Source organism: Paenibacillus sp. FSL H3-0286, from assembly GCF_045040705.1.
Classification (GTDB): Bacteria; Bacillota; Bacilli; order Paenibacillales; family Paenibacillaceae; genus Paenibacillus_AQ; species Paenibacillus_AQ odorifer.
On record NZ_CP150285.1, the window covers coordinates 3,274,789 to 3,293,451 of the forward strand.

An 18,663-nucleotide genomic window follows, 5' to 3' on the forward strand; every position below is an offset into this window, starting at 1 on the left:
TTAATAGGATGCGTAAGATAATTATTGGTTGGATATGGATTCCCGTTGTTATTTTGTTAATCAGTGGCTGTTCAGAGGCTCAACAAGCGAATAAGGAGCCGGTTCCAACTCCTGTAATTAGTTCAGAACCACAAATTTTAGCTTCTACGAACCCCGCAATGGATGATCCAGGCGCGGTTAAGACTTTCTTATCAGCTCAGAAGATTCCTAACGGAGATATTTATCTGCAAGATAACAAGGTTCATATTAATATTGTAGGTTTGAACTCGGAGATTGAGCAAAGCCTTGCTCAGACTTTCACTGCAGGTACTTATGAACTTCATGATGTGAAATATACGATGCAAGAGTTATTAGCTGCTCAAGAATTGTTGCATGAACAAGAACTATACCAGAAGCTGAATCTCTACGGCTCTGGTGTAGATACGATTGGTAATAAAGTAACTATTACCATTCCGTCAGATGATGCGGAAGCAGCTAAGCTTGAAATTGAAAAGTGGATCGATCCAAAGATGTTGACCTATGATATTTCAGAAATAGGTGATCCGCATGTAGTAGGTACAATCGTTGATATCGATACTAAACAGGCGAAGCGGATTCTAATCCTTGAACCTGGTAACGAAGATCCATCTTACTGGTTCACATTCAATGCGAAATCTGAAATGTTTAATGAAGCTGGAGAGACCATCAGCTTTAAGGATTTACAGGTTGGACAGCAGGTTAAGTTATGGAATACAGGGATGGTGCTGGAATCTTTTCCCGCGCTTGCGAGTGTGCGGAGGATGGAGCTAGCAATTACTGAATAATCTAATAGACCCGTCAACAGGTAGCAAGTGCTCCACGTATTTGAACTGTAGATGGAAAGTGAGGGTGCTCTAACCCTCACTTTTTTTAATTAGGAATAGTATACTTTTTCTACTTTATATAATGTATGCTCGATTGTTGGACAGAGATTGGCATGTACTTTGTAATATTTAACTCGAAAATATAAACTTTTCAAAAAGTTCTTTATATTATTTTTTTGTTTAAAGGCAGGAAGAAATTCTGGATTTTTCTCCACATCACCAAAACTTTGAATCCATTGCTCTACATAAGTCTGACTAAGCATTTTTCTATCTAAAACACTCATTATGGATCTTACCATTCGCTCATCTTCCCCATCGGAGTATATTCGATCTGTTATGGTCATCTTTTCGTAAACCAAATCGAGGATAGTTATGAGGTCATTTTCATCCAGTTCGGAGCATTGAGCCAATTCATCTAAAGTATCTGCTGCATGGGCTATAGCATGAGCCCAGCCTTTTTCTTCGTCATACCCCCGGTAATCCCGCTCATTTTGCACACTGCAAAATACCTTCTCTTTTATCTGATGAATTTGCTCTCTTGAGAGAAATGGTGATTCTTTATGCCTCATGAAGAGGAGTGGGATAACTAGCATAGAGAAAGATCTGGTAAAGACAGAGTCTGTATTGGTTTCGCCAAGCTTAAAATGCAAATGGTTTTTATCCAAGATAACGGGTATAAGTTGTTCCAGTCCGTTTGTAGTTAGAGAATTACCTGGGATCCAATGAGAAAAAGTTGTATAAATTAGCTCATCCCGTAGTTGGGCATCTAAAGAACCAATGTTATTTATCATTTCTTGTACCAACTGGAAGGTATCGGAAGGTGCTTGGTAATCATTTTCTTTTATGCATATCAACGTTTCTTTTAAATTCATTTTATAATCTCCTATTTTCCAGTGTGAATTATTTTCTAATACCGGATGGTGTAGTTCCTTTATATTGCTTAAACAGCTTGGTAAAATAATTAGGATTGTCGCAGCCCACTCGTCCAGCAATCTCCGTTACAGTAAAATCTGTCTCCAGCAACAGTCGTTCTGCTTCATTTACGCGGCAAAGATTAACATAATCGATGAAGGTTCGGCCGGTGAGCTTCTTAAAGGTTTTGCAGAAATGGTATGGATTTAGATTAACGGATCTCGCGGCGCTTTCAATAGTCATTTTCTCATCAAAATGGTTCTCCATGTACTCCAGCAATGGCTTAAAACGCTCACGATTGAAGGATTGACGTTCATTTGTTCTGCCAGAAACCTGCTCAGGCAAAAAGGTACGGGAGAGCAATACAAAAAGCAGATGAAGTTGATTTTTGATGATCAACTGAAATGCAGGACCTTTCTGATGCACTTCATCCACGATAGTGTTCAGAAGAGAGTAATAAGTAGAACAGGTTGGAACTAGTGCCGCTGGTTTAACTGGTAGCTGATATCGATTCTCCAAATAGGGAGCTACGAATTGTTCATGTTGAGGATCTTGCTTCCAATCTTTAAATAAAGAACTATGAAATACGACGGATATAAATCGGACATGATCATCCCGCAGACTATATCCAACATGCAAACCTCCAGAAGGAACAAACAAAACCTCTCCGGGATGCAGTTCGTAGGGCTTGCTGTCGATGTGGAAAATGGCGCTGCCTGCTTGCATGATAATGATTTCGAAATGCTCATGCCAGTGTAGAAAAAGGATGTTCTGGCCGATTTTCGCATGTCTGCATTCATTAAAAAACAATCGAAACGGATAGGTGTTTCCTTCTAATTGAGGGTATTCTTTAAGATCATTAGGATAGCTCAATATTTATTCAACTCCCACAATATACGACTATATAAACACAATATAATAAGAGTTTTAAGCTCAAATGCAGTATATACTCGGGTTATAGAACTTACTATAAACCAATATTGGAGTGGTACACAAGATGAAGGATACAATGCGTATAGGCACATTAGTTGGAGGCGGAGATGCTGTTAGAGTGATTCCGCAAATCGTAGGTCATGGCTTCGAATCTTTTAGCTTAACCTTCTGGCAGACTACAGGTGAAACAGATCTTGTGGAAACTGGTAAGCGTGTGCAAGAACTTGCGGCAAAACATGATTTTGTGATTTCATCGGTTGGCATCTTTGGCAATCCTTTGACGAATACGGGTGACAATTCCGATGCATTAGCGAGCTGGGAACGGCTTATTGATCATGCTCATGTATTTGGTACTGATATGGTATCAGGATTCACGGGACGACTACCAGGAGTGTCCATTGATGAATCGATTCCGAAGTTTGCCGAGGTATTTGGTGAGCTGACAAAAAGAGCAGCAGATCGCGGAGTAAGAATTGCTTTTGAGAACTGTTCCATGGATGGCAATTGGACTTCAGGGGACTGGAATATCGCTCATCATCCAATAGCCTGGGAAAAGATGTTTAACGCTGTCCCTGCTGACAATATGGGACTCGAATGGGAGCCCTGCCATCAGATGGTGCAGTTGATTGACCCGATTCCACAGCTGCGCAAATGGACAGATAAGATTTTCCATGTACACGGCAAGGATGCCACCATCGCTTGGGATATTGTAAAAGAATATGGAATCCACGGCCCGAAACCTTATGTATGGCACCGTACTCCGGGTTTTGGTGATACGAACTGGACGGATGTTATCTCCATTTTGCGTCAGGCTGGTTATAAAGGAACCATTGATATTGAAGGTTGGCATGATCCTGTCTATCGGGATGAACTGGAAATGATGGGTCAAGTACATGCCTTGAATCATTTAAAACAATGCCGCGGGGGCAGCTTTGTGCCTAATCCGCTTTAATAAGTCAGGGGGAGAAATATGACAGCACAGTATCGGGTAGTAGTTGCAGGTTGCGGAGGAATGGCTAATGCATGGATTGAATACGCTTTATTGCGTACAGATACTAAGATCGTTGCTCTAGTAGATATAAGGTTGGAGTCGGCTGAGGCGATGGCCGTGAAGCATGGGATTTCATGTCTGACGTTTACGGATATTAAGCAGGCGATACAGGAGACCGCAGCAAATCTCGTCTTTGACGTTACTGTTCCCGGAAGTCATTTCAATATTTCTAGCACTGCATTGGAACTTGGGTGTAATGTGTTTAGTGAGAAACCTTTAGCTGAGACTATGGAGGAATGTAATAAGATTGTTGAGATCTCGGAACGGACTGGAAACGCTCATGCGGTGATGCAGAACCGCCGTTATGATCCTCGTATTCGTTCTTTAAGAAAAATCATAGAATCAGGAACGATTGGTAGAACAGGATTTATCGGTGCAAGATTTTTCCTTGGGGCTCATTTCGGGGGGTTCCGTGATGTTATGAAAAGTCCGTTGCTGCTGGATATGGCGATTCATACCTTCGACCAGGCCCGGTTTATTAGTGGCGCGAACCCTGTGTCCGTATACTGTCAGGAGTTTAATCCTCCCGGTTCATGGTATGAGGGGAATGCGTCGGCAGTGTGCATTTTCGAGATGTCCGACGGTTCAATATTTACCTATCAGGGATCTTGGTGTGCAGAAGGTGCATCCACGTCATGGGAAGCTTCTTGGCGGGTTAACGGGGAGAAAGGAACCGCAATCTGGGATGGTCATGAGCTGCCATATGCTGAGGTAGTTACTGCAGGAGATCAGAGCGATATGTTCATTCGTGACGTAAAGCGTGTAAAGGGTGAAAACGTTGAGATGAGTAAAACATTCCATCAAGGGTGTTTGGATGAGATGTTCTTGTCATTGGCAGAGCAACGTCCTGCAGAGACGAATTGTAGAGATAATCGGTATAGTATGGCAATGGTGTTCGGAGCGCTGGAAAGTGCTGAATCTGGCCGGAAAATCGATCTAGTGGAGTTTTGAGATTGACTTCTGTTACTACAATCGCCAGCAAGGAGATCAAAATGAATATTAGAGCTTACCGAGAATCGGATCTTATTCAAATTATCTCATTGTTCTACGAAACAGTTCATTCCGTAAACAAACAAGACTACTCACAGGAACAGCTGGATGCTTGGGCACCTAAAGAGGAAGAGGCACTTAAGCTTAATACTTGGAGAGCTTCTTTACGTCAAAATATCACTTATGTAGCCGAAATTAATAATATTATTGTGGGCTTTTCTGATATGACAGCAGAAGGACATTTGGATCGATTATATGTTCACAAAGATTACCAAGGGCAAGGTGTAGCCTCTGCATTGGCGAATAAGCTTGAATTGAAAGCAAAAGAACAGGGTCTTTATGAAATGGATGCCGAAGCAAGCATCACTGCTAAACCTTTTTTTGAACGACTGGGATACCAGCTTATTGCGAAACAAAGTATAGAACGAAAAGGTGTTCTGTTGGTCAATTATAGGATGAGCAAAAAAATAATGTAATTCAAAAAAGCAGGTTGCTCATTAGAGCAGTCTGCTTTTTATGATAAGAAGGATATTCAAATTCACCCATCAATCAAGTTCATTAATGCTACAGTATCAAATCGATCCCCTTGAACTAACCATTTACCGTCCACATCAAAGAGAGTCAATATACCTTCCAAAGGTACACGTTTACTTTCTTTGTCATCCTTATCCAATAAAACAAGATCCACCGTATATTTTAACTCGACAATATCCTTTTTTTGTTCGGAAAGGTTGAATTTTAGGTTTTCCGGTTTTAAAGAAAGCTTTTGTGTATCAGCGATTTTAAATGGGATAGTTGTAATTCGGTTCGCTATAGCCTTTTCGGAAAAGTATTCTGTAAAATACGGTTTCATCTCTTCATTTCGCGCAAGAATGGATTCATCAGACATTAAATCCTCAGAAGCCTTGACGGTATATTCTACATTTTTATATTTCTCTGCGGCTTTAGTAGCATCATCTACTTCTGAACTACATCCCATAATTAACGCCAGGGAAAATAATATCATGCTTAATATCAACGGTGATTTACGCATTAGTACACCCCCAATGTATTTGATCTTGCATTATTATACTTATATTACCATGTTGTGGTTTCAAAATTTCAAGAAGAAAATGATTCAAATCCCTAAATATGGTATGGTGTAAATATGATCGTAAATTTGAGGAGATTAAACTAAAAAGTAGCATCGAAAGGATTATTAAAATGAACACAACCTTAAAATTTACTCGCGGGAATAAAGTAGGACTGATTGCTTGTTCAGATGGTGTGAGAGTAGAAAACCTAGCTAAAGTAGAGGAATTAAAAAGAGTTTTGCATTCATTTGGACTCCATGTAGTGGTGGCTAATACTTTGTTTAGAAAAGAGGGTTATTTCAGCGGCAATCCCATGGAAAGAGCAGCGGAGCTGAATCAACTATTTAAAAATACTGAAATTAGCGCGATATTCGATATTTCAGGTGGGGATTCTGCCAATCAGATCTTAGAGTACATAGACTATGAAAGTATCCGAATGAACCCCAAACCCTTTTTCGGAATAAGTGATTTGTCAGTTATTTTGAACGCTTTATATACGCAAAATAATTCGAAATCCTATCATTATCAGTTGATGAATCTAGTGTCTTCTGATGGGGCGGAGCAGCAAAGGGCTTTTTATCGAACATTCTTCGAGGGTCAAAACGATCTTTACGATTTCCGGTATCATTGGGTTCGTGGTAACCAGATGAGCGGGATAGTAATCGGGGGGAATATTCGCTGTTTTTTGAAGCTGGCAGGGACAAGCTATTTTCCGGATCCTTGTGACAAAATATTATTGTTGGAGAGTTTAAGTGGCAGAGCTAACAAAATAGTCTCCTTTTTTGCTCAGCTCCAGCAATTGAAATATTTTGATGCTTGTGCTGGATTGATTCTAGGGTCGTTTTCAGAACTTGAGAACTTTAATGAATTCCCGATAGTAGAAGAGTATGTGAAGGAAATTAGCCATTCCGCCTCCATTCCTATCATAAAGACAGCTGAGCTTGGGCATGGCAGTAACAGTAAGTGTATTGTTGTGGGCAATAAAATCACTTTGTAAAATTCTTTATCAAATTCCGCTTGCCAGAGAACTTGGAAATGGAGATTCACTCAAAGGGATCATTAGGTCAGTGTTTACGTGTGCAATTTGGACTGCATATTTATTGAAATCAGAGCGAGTACATAATACGTTTGTAAAGTAATTTAAAAAAGTGTTTTAAAGGAGGGGTATGATGTCTACACAAGATTATCTATCAAAAGAAGAATTGAAAGATGCGATTCATATTGCCTATCAGTCTCTTGATCATGAATTTGATGGCATTGAGCACTCCCAAAGAGACAATCGTATGGAAGGGGTTGATCGTACCCCAGCAGAAATCATTGCTTATCAATTGGGCTGGTTGAATCTTATTATGAAATGGGATAAGGATGAAAAAGCAGGGTTAACCGTTATTACACCTTCACCGGATTATAAATGGAATCAGCTTGGCGGATTATATCAATCGTTTTATCATACATATGCTGCCTACTCATTAGACGAGTTAAGATCTTTATTTCAAGAGACAGAGCATCAGTGGCAGAACTGGATTGATTCTTTAAGTGATGAAGAACTTTTTACGCAAGGCGTGCGGAAATGGACAGGAAACAATCCAAGATGGCCAATGGTCAAATGGATTCATATTAATTCAGTAGCACCGTTTAAGACTTTTCGTTCTAAGATTCGCAAATGGAAAAAGCTTAATGTAACTAAGGAAGTATAAAAGGACGGATTATTTTTGAAGAAGATATCTATTATTGTAAGTACATTTATATTTTTGATTGCATTAAGCTCGATTATACTTGTCGTAGTAAACAACACTTCTAAACCCATTAAGAGTCCTGAGAACATTGAACTAAAAGAGTTGGCGAATGGAAACAAAATACAAGTGGACTTCACGGAGAAACCCACTGTATTCGTATTTTTCACCTCATGGTGTCCATATTGTAATGACGACGCTCCTAAGATTGTCTCATTGTATGAGAAATATAAAAATAGAGTGAACATATACGGAATCAATTTGCTTTATCAAGATGATCTTTCTGAAGTAAAACAATACGTGGCGGATTACAACATAAAGTATCCTGTTCTCCTAGATGAAACAGGTGATCTCCATAAACAATTTGGTGAACAAGCTTTTCCTGCGTTGTTTTTTATAAACTCTGATGGCAAGGTTATGGATCAAATTATTGGCTCGACTGATTTTGACGCAATTGAGAGCTCGTTTAAGATTTTCATTAAAAACTATGATTAAGGAGGTTGAAATGAATACGATCCATTTAGAGGTTTTTGCAGCAAAAGATCAATCGGATGTAGATATATTTTGGGGACTTTTTAATAGTTACATTAATGAATTATCTCTCCACGTATCTATGGGCGATGATTTTGACCTGGATTACTTTTATTCAGACGAGTATAGAGAGATCATTGAAGAGCTAAGAACAAGAGATATAAATCCTTTAAATTTGTTTCTTATACATAAGGACAGTACTGTGCTTGGATTTTTAATGTATGTTACTTATTTTGATGAGGGTGGAAAGTGTTTTTTAATGGAGTATTATATTGAACCTACGTATCGGAATTTAGGGTATGGTGAATTTGCCTATTCAATGGTCGAAAAACATGTTTATGCAGACGGTGCAAAGTATATCGAGTTAACCCCGACTAATGATGCAAATGAAAGGTTTTGGCGCAGTGTGGGGTATATGAAATCATCGGATATGGATGAGGATCATAAATACATTTATCGGAAATCACTTTGTATCTAAACCGTAAGGAGTTAATCCCTATGATCAAAAAAAGAAAGAAACTCATAATCATCACCGCATTTCTTTCATTTTTGCTTCTGATGCTGATTGTAGTCTATATAATAAATCCTCAACCTGTTATGTAGAACCAGATTTTACAGAGGTCACAACAACGATACTTTTGAACGATATTGATCCAGACGGATTTAACGCGGATGTGATCGCCCATTCAGAAATTAATAGATGGTTTGGAATCTTTGTCAGGTTTAGTGGAGCTTATTGATGGATTAAATAATGGAAAATATTTCAAAACAATCTATAAATCAATCGAATCCCAAAGCTAGGAGGTTGAGATGAAGAAATTCATTATTGTAATTCTAGCCATAATTGCTTTATTGCCATTACATGCGGTCTCCGCGGATTGGGCCGGTTCGTTTGTTGTTTATTCAGGTGACATCTACGAAATATCAGACGATGAACTCATCCCCTCCGAAGAAATCGATAAGAAGATAGGGCATGTAACTAAATATTCCGATGAGGAAGGCACGTACAGGGGAAATTTCTCGAATATTTATCCTAAAGGTACGCCCTACTACTCAATTATCAATACGGATCCAAAAGATTACATTGCTATTAAGACCCAAGAGGATATCTTTGTAAAAGCTTATAATAAAGGCCATTATCCCAATGATGAATTGGTTAAAAAAACGATTTGGATGTATTTCTTATTGGGGACATCGGTTATCGTCTTATTAATAATTTGGATAATGAAGCGGAAGAAAGCAGTGTTGTAGCTAGAACGGCGTGGTGGAAAATTCAAGTTCAAAGGGTGAATCTAGTGGAAGAAGCATCTAGTCTAATCAAAAAATTATCATGGCACACACGCGAAGAGGAAAAGGAAGATGCAATTAATAAGCTACAATATATAAAGGATGAAGCTTTGCATTTATTAGTACAACCTATATCAAAAGACTATTGGGATGGAGCGGCTGAAACAGTCATACGTTTAGGATATCCACGTGTGAAAAGCATATTGCCGGGTTTGCTTGAATGGATACAAGATTTAAATTGGCCAGGTGCGGGGGAAATAGCTGGTTTTTTACTTGAAATAGGGGATCCGATGATTCCATATGTTAAAGATGTACTAAATCAACACAGCGATGATCAAGAATGGGTGTATTGGATTTTCGAAAAATTAATTGATCATTGGAACACGAACCAAGTCCAACAGATACAAGCAGAATTAATTAAGATTTCACAGGAAAAAGCCAATGACCTATCGGCATTAAGAATCTTATTAACTCACGGTATATACGCAAAAGATGTGGTCTGTGAAATAATCCAGCACAAAAAAGATGTCCTTGTATTTGAACTCAAGGAACTTCATGATACTCATCTTGAAATTGATTGTGAAGCTCTTCATAAAGAATTCTTAAATCAGCAGCCTAATGTAATTAAACAGTTTCATGAGCACAATAAAGACCGTTTTTATATATGTAATGCGATATCTAACCGCCAAGAAGTTTTAAGAGAAATAGAAATTTTTACTGCTGAGTTTCTCACTTCGTGAAGTTATCAAGCTTTATTGAAATAAATTGAAAGGAGACTAACCAATGAACAACATAAAAGTACTTCATTATGATGCTTTTTCTCCTTATTCCAACAAAGGAAATCCAGCTGGTGTAGTATTAGATGCGGCTCATTTGAGGGAAAGTGACATGCAAGCGATAGCTCATAAGGTCGGTTTTAACGAAACAGTTTTTGTAGTCTCATCAGATGTAGCTGATTTAAGGCTTAAGTATTTTACGCCAGCCCATGAGATCAATCTTTGTGGACATGCTACAATGGCATCTTTATTTGCTTTAAAAACAAAGTGGATCCTTGGTGAGGCTGGCTCGATAAAGATCGAAACAAACGTGGGGGTGCTACCCATTCAATTCAGTATGGTAACTTCATGATTGAAATTGATTGTCTGGGAGAAATCTGTCCAGTACCAGTAATGATGTTAAAAAAACATCAAAAAGCCATTCAAAATGGCGAACAGGTGATGCTGGTTACTGATCATAGCTGCGCAAAAGTTTCCATCACGGATTACTGTCGTGGTTCAAATTTGAAATGTACCATCCAAGAAGTTATTAATGGGGTATGGGAGATTACGATTGAGATATAAGTTCAACACAATGTATCAATCAATGTCTTTTCTATATAACGAATTAATTGTTTCGTATCATTGTCACAACGCTGATTATGTTTTTTTACCATGTAGACATCGTTATTTACTTGGAACTGATCAATATGAATAATCTTGAGTTGTTTACTATACAACTCTTTTTTTATGGACATATAAGGCAGAAAGGCAACACCATGTCCTCTAATTGCAGCAAGCTTTACCGCCTCAAGGGAGTCCAGATTAAACAGTATGTTTAATTTAAGCTCACCCGCAGATATGTTATTTAAAGCCCTTTGCACACAATGAAGCTGTGAGGACCAGATTAACGGATATTTAGGGAGCTCATTCAGTGTGATTTTATCAGGACAAACGGTCGTACTGCTTGCCACTAGCATAACTTGATCAGAAAACACCATATTGGAGCTTAATTCAGATTTCGGGGAAGGCCCGGAAATAAAGCCAACATCACCTTCTTCAAGAAGCAAACGTTCTTCTACCAGTGACGATGCCCCTTCGTTTAGAGTGATATGGCAATTGGGAAAATGCTTTTTTACCTCATATAAGGTACATGGCAGGGCATAATTACAGACTTCTGGAATCGCATAAATAGACAGCTCATGTTGTGTTGGCTGTAAATGATTGATCTCTGTGACCATATCATCATACAATTTACAGATTTGCTCCGCATACTTCTCTGCTATAATCCCTGCTTCTGTTAGGCTGGCCCCTTTATTACTTCTCACAAAAAGCTCAGAACCCAAGGTATTCTCCCAGGATTTCAACTGCTGACTCAGTGCGGATTGGGTGATATGAGATTTCTGAGCGGCTTTAGATATACTTTTTAACGAAGCAATATCTAAAAATAATTTAAGCGTTTCCATATTCATACTTATTCCTCCTGTTGCCCGCTGTTAGTGCAAACTATAGCATACTTGATTACGCTCCATCTGTGCCATTAGTAACACTTATACAGCATAAAGAAAGCAGATAACCACAGCGCAAATAAGTATGTTACTATTTTCACATAGTCAATTACATAAAACGATGGAGGTGTTAGACTATGGGGCAAACCGTAAGTCCCGAAACGAAATCAACCCGAACCAGAGCTCCTAGAAAACCTAAAAAGAGTCAGTTGCCCATCGCGTTGCTGGTCACAGTTCTCATTATTGGGTTTGGTTTTTTCCTAGACCATTCCCACGATAAAATGGTTGTCTACCTGCTTTTCGGTATTTCGTTTGGCGTTATTTTGCAAAGATCACGTTTCTGCTTTACTGCATCACTTAGAGATCCATGTATTACAGGCAGCACATCGGTAACAAGAGCTGTACTGATAGCATTTTCTCTCGCTACGATCGGATTTACAGCCATAAAGTATCCAGCGTTCCTGGAAGGTAAACCGATTCCTGGGATGGATAATGTGGGTCAAATCAGTTTTGCTTTGATAATTGGCGCAGTATTATTCGGAATTGGCATGGTTATTGCAGGGGGTTGCGCTTCGGGTACATTGATGCGTGTAGGTGAAGGATTCACGATGCAGATGTTGTCACTTGTGTTTTTTGTCATTGGTTCACTTTGGGGATCACATGATATGGGTTGGTGGAGAGCTAACGTTATAAAGGATGCACCCACTGTATTTTTACCAGACGTCTTTGGTTGGCTTGGAGCGCTAGTTGTTCAGTTCCTGATCATTCTTCTGTTGTACATCGCTGCAGTTAAATGGCAAGAGAAAAAGATGGGAAGCGCAGATTAGTTTAAGTTATTACGTGAATATTTTCACTATTAGGAATTTTAAAAAATATAAAAGGTGGTTTTTAAGATGGCTGAATTTACACTTGATTGCCTGGGAGAAGCTTGTCCGGTACCGTTAATGAGAACAGAAAAGAAAATGACTGAACTAAATGTTGGAGACGTTCTAGTTGTTGCTATTGATCATAGCTGCGCAATGAAAAACGTACCAGAATGGGCGAGAAAACAGGGACATAATGTGGAAATCGAAGAGGTCGATGATGGCGAGTGGGAAGTTGTTATTGAGAAGGTAAAATAGGATCGCTAAGTAGGAAAGGACGGTGAATGAAACGGTGAACGAATTCTGGTTGAAGATATCGTCTAACCGCTTTTACAAGCAATTGCTCAAAGAACCGTTTACTTATGTAACTGGAGCTGTACTTCTCGCTGTGTTCGCTACAGCACATCTGGCTGTTTTCTCAAAAGGATGGGGAGTAACCAGCGCCTTCGCGGACTGGGGAGCTTGGGCGTATCGACTGGTAGGAGGAAATGTAGATAACTGGGCTTACTTTAGTACGGAGAAAGCTCAAAAAACATTATCTTCCGGATTTTTGAATGATGGTGGGTCTATTCGAAATGTAGGGATTATCTTAGGTGCATTAGCAGCGACATTGTTTGCTTCCGAGTTCAAGCTTAAGAAAATTAAGTCCAAAAAGCAGGTAGTGGCGGCTGTACTTGGTGGGTTGCTCATGGGGTACGGAGCTAGACTGGCTAATGGATGTAATATAGGTGCATTATTTACGGCTATAGCTTCTTTATCGCTTTCAGGCTGGATTTTTGGATTGTTCCTGCTGGTTGGTGCATTTATAGGCAGTAAATTATTAGCCAAATTCTTTATGTAAAAGTGAAATAGGCTGAGCTTATAGTGCTGACGAGAGTCAGCCTATTTTATTGAAATCATAGTCTACACAGGAGGGTCAATTGAAATGGAAAAGAAGACAGAACAGTATGATGTCGTCATTATCGGTGGCGGGGCTGCTGGATTAACAGCAGGGATCTATTGTGGACGAGCAAAATTGAAGACACTTCTTTTGGAAAAATCGCTGGTAGGCGGTCTTGCGACTTATACTAATGAAATAGAAAATTATCCTGGTTTTCCTGAAGGAACGACCGGAACAGATCTTATGGGATTATTTCATAAACAAGCCAAAAAATTTGGTGTTGATTTCAAAATGACAGATGTCAAATCTGTCTCGGCAGCGGAAGAGATTAAAGTAGTGGAAACCTTTCGGGTTCGATATGAATGTAAAGTCATTATCATAGCCAGTGGAGGAAAACCAAGAATTACAGGTGCAGCTAATGAAGATATGTTCTTATATGATAAAGGAATTTCCTTTTGTGCAACCTGTGACGCTGCGGCAAATACGGGAAAAACAGTTATGGTCGTTGGCAGTGGTGATGCAGCTATTGAGGAAGGGATGTTTCTGACTAAGTTTGCAGATAAAGTGATCGTATCTGTCATGCATGATCATGGGAAAATGGATTGTAATGAAATTGCCAAAACGCAGGCACTAGAAAACCCTAAAATGGAATTCATGTGGAATACGGTGGTAAGTTCTTTCGAAGGTGAGGAACGTTTGAATTCCGTCGTCCTGAAAAATTTAAAATCTAATGAACTGCAAAACGTAAAGGTCGATTCATGTTTCTTATTTATTGGATACACCCCTAACACAGAAATTTTATCAGGGGTAGTAGATCTAAATCGTAATGGATATGTACTTATTAATGAGAAAATGGAAACGAATATACCTGGGGTCTTTGCAGCAGGAGATGTGTGCGATAAGTTTCTTAAACAAGTTGCTACCGCTGTTGGCGATGGTGCCATTGCAGGGTATGGTGCAGAGAAGTATATATCTGAATGTGAGGTGTATGAGCATCAAATTCTGAATCAAGGCAAAGCATCTGTTGTTTATTTATGGAATGCCACAGATCCTTCCTGTCGGGAGTTATTGCCTCTAATTGAGGGATTTGAGCAATCCCATTCGGATGTCAGGGTCACAAAGGTAGATGTATATAAGTCACCCGGACTTGCTGCCAAGCTAGGGATAGATTCAGTTCCTTCTATTGTTTATCTGGATAATGGGAAGGTCCAAAAAGTAATTACTGAAAAGATAAATGAAGAAATACTGAGGACTCTTGCTAATTAAGGAGAAAGTCAAAGACACATACAGATGTTATCTCTGTATGTGTCTTTTTTTATTCAAGCTTAAGGAATATGAGACGAGCTAATGCAAGAGAGTGTCAAAGTATCAATAATAGTTGTTTTGTCATATATTTTTGAAAGCGCTTAAACCTTATGATTATTTTATAAATGTTGCAACTATAGCGGAGGGAGAAAGGACATCAATTATCTGTACATATCTTCAAAATCATCACAAGGAGGATTCACCTATGGCGAACGCAAGCGTCGCACCAGACAAGAGATCCGGACCGAATCTCAACAAGCAACGAACTAGCGGGATCAGACGCTTTTTTAAGCAAATAGATCTACAGCTTATGGTATTGCCAGCACTTGTTCTAGTTTTTATTTTTGCCTATATCCCCATGTACGGGATTCTAATTGCATTCCAGGATTACAAGTTAGGAAATAGCTTTATTAGCAGTGACTGGGTTGGCTTAAAGCACTTTATTTACTTCTTTAATGCTCCTGAATTTGAAGTGGTTATGAAAAATACAATCATTATCAGCTTACTGAAGTTTTGTTTTGGATTTCCTGCACCGATTATTTTGGCGTTAATGCTGAACGAAGTCCGTAAGATGTTCTTTAAACGGGTGATTCAGACCGTTACTTACTTGCCACACTTCTTATCTTGGGTAGTTATCGGCTCAATGGTTACCTCGATGTTATCCGTAGATAACGGCAGTATAAATATGCTGCTTGAGAAATTGAAATTCATTGATGAACCGATCAACTTCCTTTCCATGACAGAATATTTCTGGGGCATTTTAGTTACAACCAATGTATGGAAAGAAATTGGATTTGCTTCAATCGTGTACTTAGCTGCCATTGCTGGTATTGACCCGCATTTATACGAAGCGGCTTCGATGGATGGTGCAAGTCGGTTTAAACAGATATATTTGATAACGTTGCCTTCAATTATGCCAGTTGTAATCATCTTTATGATTTTGGCAATCGGTAATCTGGTGAATGCAGGATTCGAAGATATTTTGATCCTAGCTTCCAATCCAGCTCTACGAGAAGTGTCAGATTCAGTTGATGTATATGTTGTACGTGTCGGTATAGACAATTTCAGGTACTCCTATGCGACTGCTATCGGATTGTTCAAGGCCGTGATCAGCGTGACATTACTTACCTTTGCCAACTTCATTGCCAGAAGAGCAGGGAACAGCTTGTGGTAATGAATTACTCAATATAGGGGGACCAAACTATGAAACGTATTAATATAGGAGATCGAATATTTATAGGATTCATATATGTATTTTTGACCTTACTGGCATTTTCCGCTTTTTATCCATTTTGGAACTCACTTGTTATTTCCTTTAATGAGGGGATGGATACTTCGAAAGGTGGAGTTACTTTCTGGGTCCGTGAGTTCACGCTTGAGAATTATAAGATCGTTTTTGAAGATTCTCGTCTAATGGGTGGATTCGTCATTGCTACATTGCGGACAGTAATCGGTACAGTAACAGCGATACTGGCCACTTCGATATTCGCTTATGGAATGTCGAAGCGTGAACTGATGGGTCGCAAATACTACATGATTATGTGTATCATTACTATGTATTTCGGTGGGGGACTCATTCCGTCTTACATGCTTATCAGAAGTTTAGGTCTCTTCAACTCATTTTGGGTGTTTATAATTCCTGCACTGGTCAGCGTATGGAATATGATCATATTCCGGACCTTCTTTCAAGGTCTTCCACAAGGTTTAGAGGAGTCAGCAAAGATTGACGGTTGTGGATATTGGGGGACTTTTGTCCGCATCGTACTTCCTTTGTCGGGACCAGTTATAGCAACATTATCTTTGTTCACAGCAGTAAATCACTGGAATGAGTGGTTCGTAGCGAGTATTTACATTACGAAAGAGGAGTTAATGCCGATTCAGACCATTTTAAGACAGATATTGTTCTCTAATATTGCTTCAGAACAGCTGTCAAATGTAGATGCAAGCTCCATTGCTCATATTAACTCGGCTAAGAAAATAACCTCGAAGTCATTAACGATGGCTACGATCATGGTCGCAACCATTCCGATTGTATGTGTGTATCCATTCCTACAAAGATTCTTCGTTAAAGGGGTCTTGGTCGGATCATTGAAAGAGTAGGATGATAGAATGAGATTGGGTTTAGAGCGTATTGCTTTGAACATAGATTACAAATTGAAAGGGGAAAATACATTGAAGACTAAGAGAAAGATGCTTCTCGGTATGATGTCTACCTTGCTATTGACGACTTTGGTGGCGGGTTGTAGTGGCAACAATTCAAGCGCTCCGGCGGCAACTGCTGAACCAGAGAAAGAAGGGGGAACAGCGGTCAACACAGCAACTGAAGCTCCTGCGGCTGATTTGTATGAATTAGGGAAAGAACCGCTTGAAGTCTCATTCTACGGAAATTACGGTTGGTATCAAATGCCGAAATGGGGCAAAGATGCTGCTTCTAAATGGATTTTAGATAATCTGAAGATCAATGTCACAGGAATTAGCTCTGGTGGTAATAACGCTCAAAAGCTGCAAACGATGATCGTTGGTAACGAGCTGCCGGATATTGTGTGGACCGAGAAAGGTGCTGACGTAGAACGTCTTCGCCAAGCGGATATGCTAGTTCCTTTGGATGAATATATTGATAAATATCCAAACTTTAAGAAATACTTAACAGCTGGACATTTGGAATTGCTTCGTTCCCCTGATGGGAAGATCTATCAGCTGCCGAATTATTATACAACTCAACCAAACGGAAACGCCGGTTATGCTATTAATAAAAAGATTTACAAAGAGCTTGGTTCTCCTAAGCTAGAAACGACAGATGATTTGTATGCTTATTTAAATGCTGTTAAGGCAAAGTTCCCTGACGTTATTCCGTTCGAGACGGGTTTAGCGAGAGATGGTAACGGAATTGACCAGTTATTCTCCTCTTTTAAAGAGAGTAATCTGTCGTATACTAGAATATACGCCGTACCTGATGGCGATAAAATGGGTTCGATATACAAGGATGAAGGATTCCGTGAGTCAGTTGTATTTGCTGCTAAATTAATGCGTGAGAAGCTAATGACGCAGGATGCGAATACTCAAACAGAAGATCAAATTAGAGAGAAAGCGATGAATGGCAAGTTTGCTGTTATTGCGACTTTTGATCCAATGAAATTGCTCGCCACTGCTGATGAAGAGATGAAGAAGACGGATCCGGAAGCTGGATATATGTTTATTAAACCGATTTACAAAGCTGGTTTGGATCAAAGTAAGATTACTCCAGGAACGTATAATCAGTTAGGTTGGAACGTTGCTACAATCACTAAAAACGCTAAAAATCCAGAGGCTGTATTCGCTATGCTTGACTGGATGACAGGACCAGAAGGTTCTATGGTTCTTAACTGGGGTCCTCCAGGACCAGAAGGGTATTGGGATGGATTTGAAGCAGATGGACTTACTCCTAAATTTAATAAAGATAAATATCTGAATGAGCCAGAAGCTCTGTCCGAAATTAACGGAAAAGCCGGTGACTTGGTATGGGTAGGTAATACTGTTTTCTTGGATAATACAAAGAAAATGATGTTGCAAACCCTTCCAGCTGACAAGATTGACTTTAGTAACCGTTGGCAGATGGAAGTAACTTGGGCTTCGCAAGGTGACTTTACGGAGTTCCTGAATTGGGATCCGGCTCCAGACAGTGAAGAAGGGATTATCAGACAAAGTGTCAGAGATATCTGGTTAACAGCAAGAGCAAAATCGATGTATGCGAAGACTGATGCAGAAGCATTAGCAATTCTTGATAAAGCACATGAAGATTCTATCAAGGTTGGCTATGAGAAATTCCTTGATTATGTAACAAAAGTATGGACAGAAAATAAGAAAGCTTTAGGTAAATAATAATTTGTAATACGAAGGTTTGCTATTTAGCAAGCCTTCGTTTTTACGTCCCATTTCTTGTACTCAATGTTTTATCAGCTGTTAGGGAAGAGAATGAATGGTATACTGAAAAAGATTGGTTAGTAGAATTCAGCTGTTTGAT

At 39.3% G+C, this 18,663-nt stretch carries 24 protein-coding genes; 20 read left to right on the forward strand and 4 right to left on the reverse strand.

The window, feature by feature from the left end:
- The first annotated feature begins 8 nt into the window (after positions 1-8).
- Entirely contained in the window at positions 9-803 is a 795-nt protein-coding gene (locus MHB37_RS14810; RefSeq protein WP_076185986.1) for a hypothetical protein, read from the forward strand.
- 89 nt (positions 804-892) lie between these two features.
- Here MHB37_RS14810 and MHB37_RS14815 read toward each other — a convergent pair whose 3' ends face one another.
- Together MHB37_RS14815 and MHB37_RS14820 are read right to left on the reverse strand one after the other, a co-directional pair.
- Complete coding sequence (locus MHB37_RS14815; protein ID WP_076194322.1) at positions 893-1,714, reverse strand: DUF2785 domain-containing protein; 822 nt, start codon at positions 1,712-1,714, stop codon at positions 893-895.
- Between the two features lie 28 nt (positions 1,715-1,742).
- Entirely contained in the window at positions 1,743-2,627 is an 885-nt protein-coding gene (locus tag MHB37_RS14820) for an AraC family transcriptional regulator (RefSeq protein WP_076185982.1), read from the reverse strand.
- A gap of 124 nt (positions 2,628-2,751) precedes the next feature.
- Between MHB37_RS14820 and MHB37_RS14825 the strand changes: the two genes are divergently transcribed.
- From MHB37_RS14825 to MHB37_RS14835, 3 genes are read left to right on the forward strand one after another with little or no spacing between them, the layout of a single operon-like run.
- On the forward strand, positions 2,752-3,639 hold the full coding sequence (locus MHB37_RS14825; protein WP_076129303.1) for a sugar phosphate isomerase/epimerase: 888 nt from the start codon (positions 2,752-2,754) through the stop codon (positions 3,637-3,639).
- Positions 3,640-3,657: 18 nt separating this feature from the next.
- Complete coding sequence (locus MHB37_RS14830; RefSeq protein WP_405169534.1) at positions 3,658-4,689, forward strand: Gfo/Idh/MocA family protein; 1,032 nt, start codon at positions 3,658-3,660, stop codon at positions 4,687-4,689.
- A gap of 41 nt (positions 4,690-4,730) precedes the next feature.
- On the forward strand, positions 4,731-5,204 hold the full coding sequence (locus tag MHB37_RS14835; protein ID WP_248548186.1) for a GNAT family N-acetyltransferase: 474 nt from the start codon (positions 4,731-4,733) through the stop codon (positions 5,202-5,204).
- Between the two features lie 62 nt (positions 5,205-5,266).
- On the opposite strand, the gene MHB37_RS14840 is transcribed toward MHB37_RS14835, so the two are convergent.
- Entirely contained in the window at positions 5,267-5,761 is a 495-nt protein-coding gene (locus MHB37_RS14840; protein WP_076185978.1) for a hypothetical protein, read from the reverse strand.
- Positions 5,762-5,931: 170 nt separating this feature from the next.
- Here MHB37_RS14840 and MHB37_RS14845 point away from each other — a divergent pair, with 170 nt between their 5' ends.
- The 9 genes from MHB37_RS14845 to MHB37_RS14885 all read left to right on the forward strand — a co-directional run bounded on the left by MHB37_RS14845 (position 5,932) and on the right by MHB37_RS14885 (position 10,692).
- Positions 5,932-6,798 (forward strand): S66 peptidase family protein, encoded by an 867-nt coding sequence (locus MHB37_RS14845; RefSeq protein ID WP_340395563.1) that lies wholly within the window; start codon positions 5,932-5,934, stop codon positions 6,796-6,798.
- A complete protein-coding gene (locus MHB37_RS14850) occupies positions 6,749-6,940 on the forward strand; it encodes a DUF2569 family protein (RefSeq protein ID WP_081386361.1) in 192 nt (63 codons plus the stop codon). Before MHB37_RS14845 ends, MHB37_RS14850 begins: the two co-directional genes overlap by 50 nt.
- A 30-nt stretch (positions 6,941-6,970) precedes the next feature.
- Entirely contained in the window at positions 6,971-7,498 is a 528-nt protein-coding gene (locus MHB37_RS14855; RefSeq protein ID WP_076278990.1) for a ClbS/DfsB family four-helix bundle protein, read from the forward strand.
- Positions 7,499-7,513: 15 nt separating this feature from the next.
- Entirely contained in the window at positions 7,514-8,029 is a 516-nt protein-coding gene (locus tag MHB37_RS14860) for a TlpA disulfide reductase family protein (RefSeq protein WP_076185973.1), read from the forward strand.
- A 10-nt stretch (positions 8,030-8,039) separates the two neighbouring features.
- Positions 8,040-8,543: a GNAT family N-acetyltransferase gene (locus tag MHB37_RS14865; protein ID WP_339173991.1), complete on the forward strand. Its 504-nt coding sequence runs from the start codon at positions 8,040-8,042 to the stop codon at positions 8,541-8,543.
- A 332-nt stretch (positions 8,544-8,875) separates the two neighbouring features.
- A complete protein-coding gene (locus MHB37_RS14870) occupies positions 8,876-9,316 on the forward strand; it encodes a hypothetical protein (protein ID WP_175618980.1) in 441 nt (146 codons plus the stop codon).
- Positions 9,317-9,360: 44 nt separating this feature from the next.
- Positions 9,361-10,092: a DUF5071 domain-containing protein gene (locus MHB37_RS14875; protein ID WP_405169535.1), complete on the forward strand. Its 732-nt coding sequence runs from the start codon at positions 9,361-9,363 to the stop codon at positions 10,090-10,092.
- Between the two features lie 43 nt (positions 10,093-10,135).
- On the forward strand, positions 10,136-10,480 hold the full coding sequence (locus MHB37_RS14880) for a PhzF family phenazine biosynthesis isomerase (RefSeq protein ID WP_340395565.1): 345 nt from the start codon (positions 10,136-10,138) through the stop codon (positions 10,478-10,480).
- A complete protein-coding gene (locus tag MHB37_RS14885; RefSeq protein ID WP_076129310.1) occupies positions 10,477-10,692 on the forward strand; it encodes a sulfurtransferase TusA family protein in 216 nt (71 codons plus the stop codon). Before MHB37_RS14880 ends, MHB37_RS14885 begins: the two co-directional genes overlap by 4 nt.
- 2 nt (positions 10,693-10,694) lie before the next feature.
- Here the strand turns inward: MHB37_RS14885 and MHB37_RS14890 are convergent, their stop codons facing one another.
- Complete coding sequence (locus MHB37_RS14890) at positions 10,695-11,579, reverse strand: LysR family transcriptional regulator (protein ID WP_076135116.1); 885 nt, start codon at positions 11,577-11,579, stop codon at positions 10,695-10,697.
- A 173-nt stretch (positions 11,580-11,752) separates the two neighbouring features.
- Between MHB37_RS14890 and MHB37_RS14895 the strand changes: the two genes are divergently transcribed.
- The 7 genes from MHB37_RS14895 (at position 11,753) to MHB37_RS14925 (ending at position 18,521) form a co-directional block, all read left to right on the forward strand.
- Positions 11,753-12,442 (forward strand): YeeE/YedE thiosulfate transporter family protein, encoded by a 690-nt coding sequence (locus tag MHB37_RS14895; protein ID WP_076135115.1) that lies wholly within the window; start codon positions 11,753-11,755, stop codon positions 12,440-12,442.
- Between the two features lie 66 nt (positions 12,443-12,508).
- Positions 12,509-12,736 (forward strand): sulfurtransferase TusA family protein, encoded by a 228-nt coding sequence (locus MHB37_RS14900; RefSeq protein WP_076129313.1) that lies wholly within the window; start codon positions 12,509-12,511, stop codon positions 12,734-12,736.
- Positions 12,737-12,758: 22 nt separating this feature from the next.
- Positions 12,759-13,319, forward strand: a complete 561-nt coding sequence (locus tag MHB37_RS14905; protein ID WP_232061338.1) for a YeeE/YedE thiosulfate transporter family protein — start codon at positions 12,759-12,761, stop codon at positions 13,317-13,319.
- A gap of 84 nt (positions 13,320-13,403) precedes the next feature.
- On the forward strand, positions 13,404-14,624 hold the full coding sequence (locus tag MHB37_RS14910) for an FAD-dependent oxidoreductase (protein ID WP_076185964.1): 1,221 nt from the start codon (positions 13,404-13,406) through the stop codon (positions 14,622-14,624).
- Positions 14,625-14,868: 244 nt separating this feature from the next.
- Positions 14,869-15,837, forward strand: a complete 969-nt coding sequence (locus tag MHB37_RS14915; protein WP_076129315.1) for a sugar ABC transporter permease — start codon at positions 14,869-14,871, stop codon at positions 15,835-15,837.
- A gap of 29 nt (positions 15,838-15,866) precedes the next feature.
- Positions 15,867-16,763: a carbohydrate ABC transporter permease gene (locus MHB37_RS14920; protein ID WP_036678249.1), complete on the forward strand. Its 897-nt coding sequence runs from the start codon at positions 15,867-15,869 to the stop codon at positions 16,761-16,763.
- A 72-nt stretch (positions 16,764-16,835) separates the two neighbouring features.
- Entirely contained in the window at positions 16,836-18,521 is a 1,686-nt protein-coding gene (locus MHB37_RS14925; protein WP_339282070.1) for an extracellular solute-binding protein, read from the forward strand.
- The last annotated feature ends 142 nt before the right edge of the window (positions 18,522-18,663 follow it).

Bases quoted from the DNA above. Each gene is read 5' to 3' on its own strand.
- MHB37_RS14810 (WP_076185986.1), top strand. From the start codon at position 9: ATGCGTAAGATAATTATTGGTTGGATATGGATTCCCGTTGTTATTTTG.
- MHB37_RS14815 (WP_076194322.1), bottom strand. From the start codon at position 1,714: ATGAATTTAAAAGAAACGTTGATATGCATAAAAGAAAATGATTACCAA.
- MHB37_RS14825 (WP_076129303.1), top strand. From the start codon at position 2,752: ATGAAGGATACAATGCGTATAGGCACATTAGTTGGAGGCGGAGATGCT.
- MHB37_RS14830 (WP_405169534.1), top strand. From the start codon at position 3,658: ATGACAGCACAGTATCGGGTAGTAGTTGCAGGTTGCGGAGGAATGGCT.
- MHB37_RS14835 (WP_248548186.1), top strand. From the start codon at position 4,731: ATGAATATTAGAGCTTACCGAGAATCGGATCTTATTCAAATTATCTCA.
- MHB37_RS14840 (WP_076185978.1), bottom strand. From the start codon at position 5,761: ATGCGTAAATCACCGTTGATATTAAGCATGATATTATTTTCCCTGGCG.
- MHB37_RS14845 (WP_340395563.1), top strand. From the start codon at position 5,932: ATGAACACAACCTTAAAATTTACTCGCGGGAATAAAGTAGGACTGATT.
- MHB37_RS14850 (WP_081386361.1), top strand. From the start codon at position 6,749: ATGGCAGTAACAGTAAGTGTATTGTTGTGGGCAATAAAATCACTTTGT.
- MHB37_RS14855 (WP_076278990.1), top strand. From the start codon at position 6,971: ATGTCTACACAAGATTATCTATCAAAAGAAGAATTGAAAGATGCGATT.
- MHB37_RS14865 (WP_339173991.1), top strand. From the start codon at position 8,040: ATGAATACGATCCATTTAGAGGTTTTTGCAGCAAAAGATCAATCGGAT.
- MHB37_RS14870 (WP_175618980.1), top strand. From the start codon at position 8,876: ATGAAGAAATTCATTATTGTAATTCTAGCCATAATTGCTTTATTGCCA.
- MHB37_RS14880 (WP_340395565.1), top strand. From the start codon at position 10,136: ATGAACAACATAAAAGTACTTCATTATGATGCTTTTTCTCCTTATTCC.
- MHB37_RS14885 (WP_076129310.1), top strand. From the start codon at position 10,477: ATGATTGAAATTGATTGTCTGGGAGAAATCTGTCCAGTACCAGTAATG.
- MHB37_RS14890 (WP_076135116.1), bottom strand. From the start codon at position 11,579: ATGAATATGGAAACGCTTAAATTATTTTTAGATATTGCTTCGTTAAAA.
- MHB37_RS14895 (WP_076135115.1), top strand. From the start codon at position 11,753: ATGGGGCAAACCGTAAGTCCCGAAACGAAATCAACCCGAACCAGAGCT.
- MHB37_RS14900 (WP_076129313.1), top strand. From the start codon at position 12,509: ATGGCTGAATTTACACTTGATTGCCTGGGAGAAGCTTGTCCGGTACCG.
- MHB37_RS14910 (WP_076185964.1), top strand. From the start codon at position 13,404: ATGGAAAAGAAGACAGAACAGTATGATGTCGTCATTATCGGTGGCGGG.
- MHB37_RS14915 (WP_076129315.1), top strand. From the start codon at position 14,869: ATGGCGAACGCAAGCGTCGCACCAGACAAGAGATCCGGACCGAATCTC.
- MHB37_RS14920 (WP_036678249.1), top strand. From the start codon at position 15,867: ATGAAACGTATTAATATAGGAGATCGAATATTTATAGGATTCATATAT.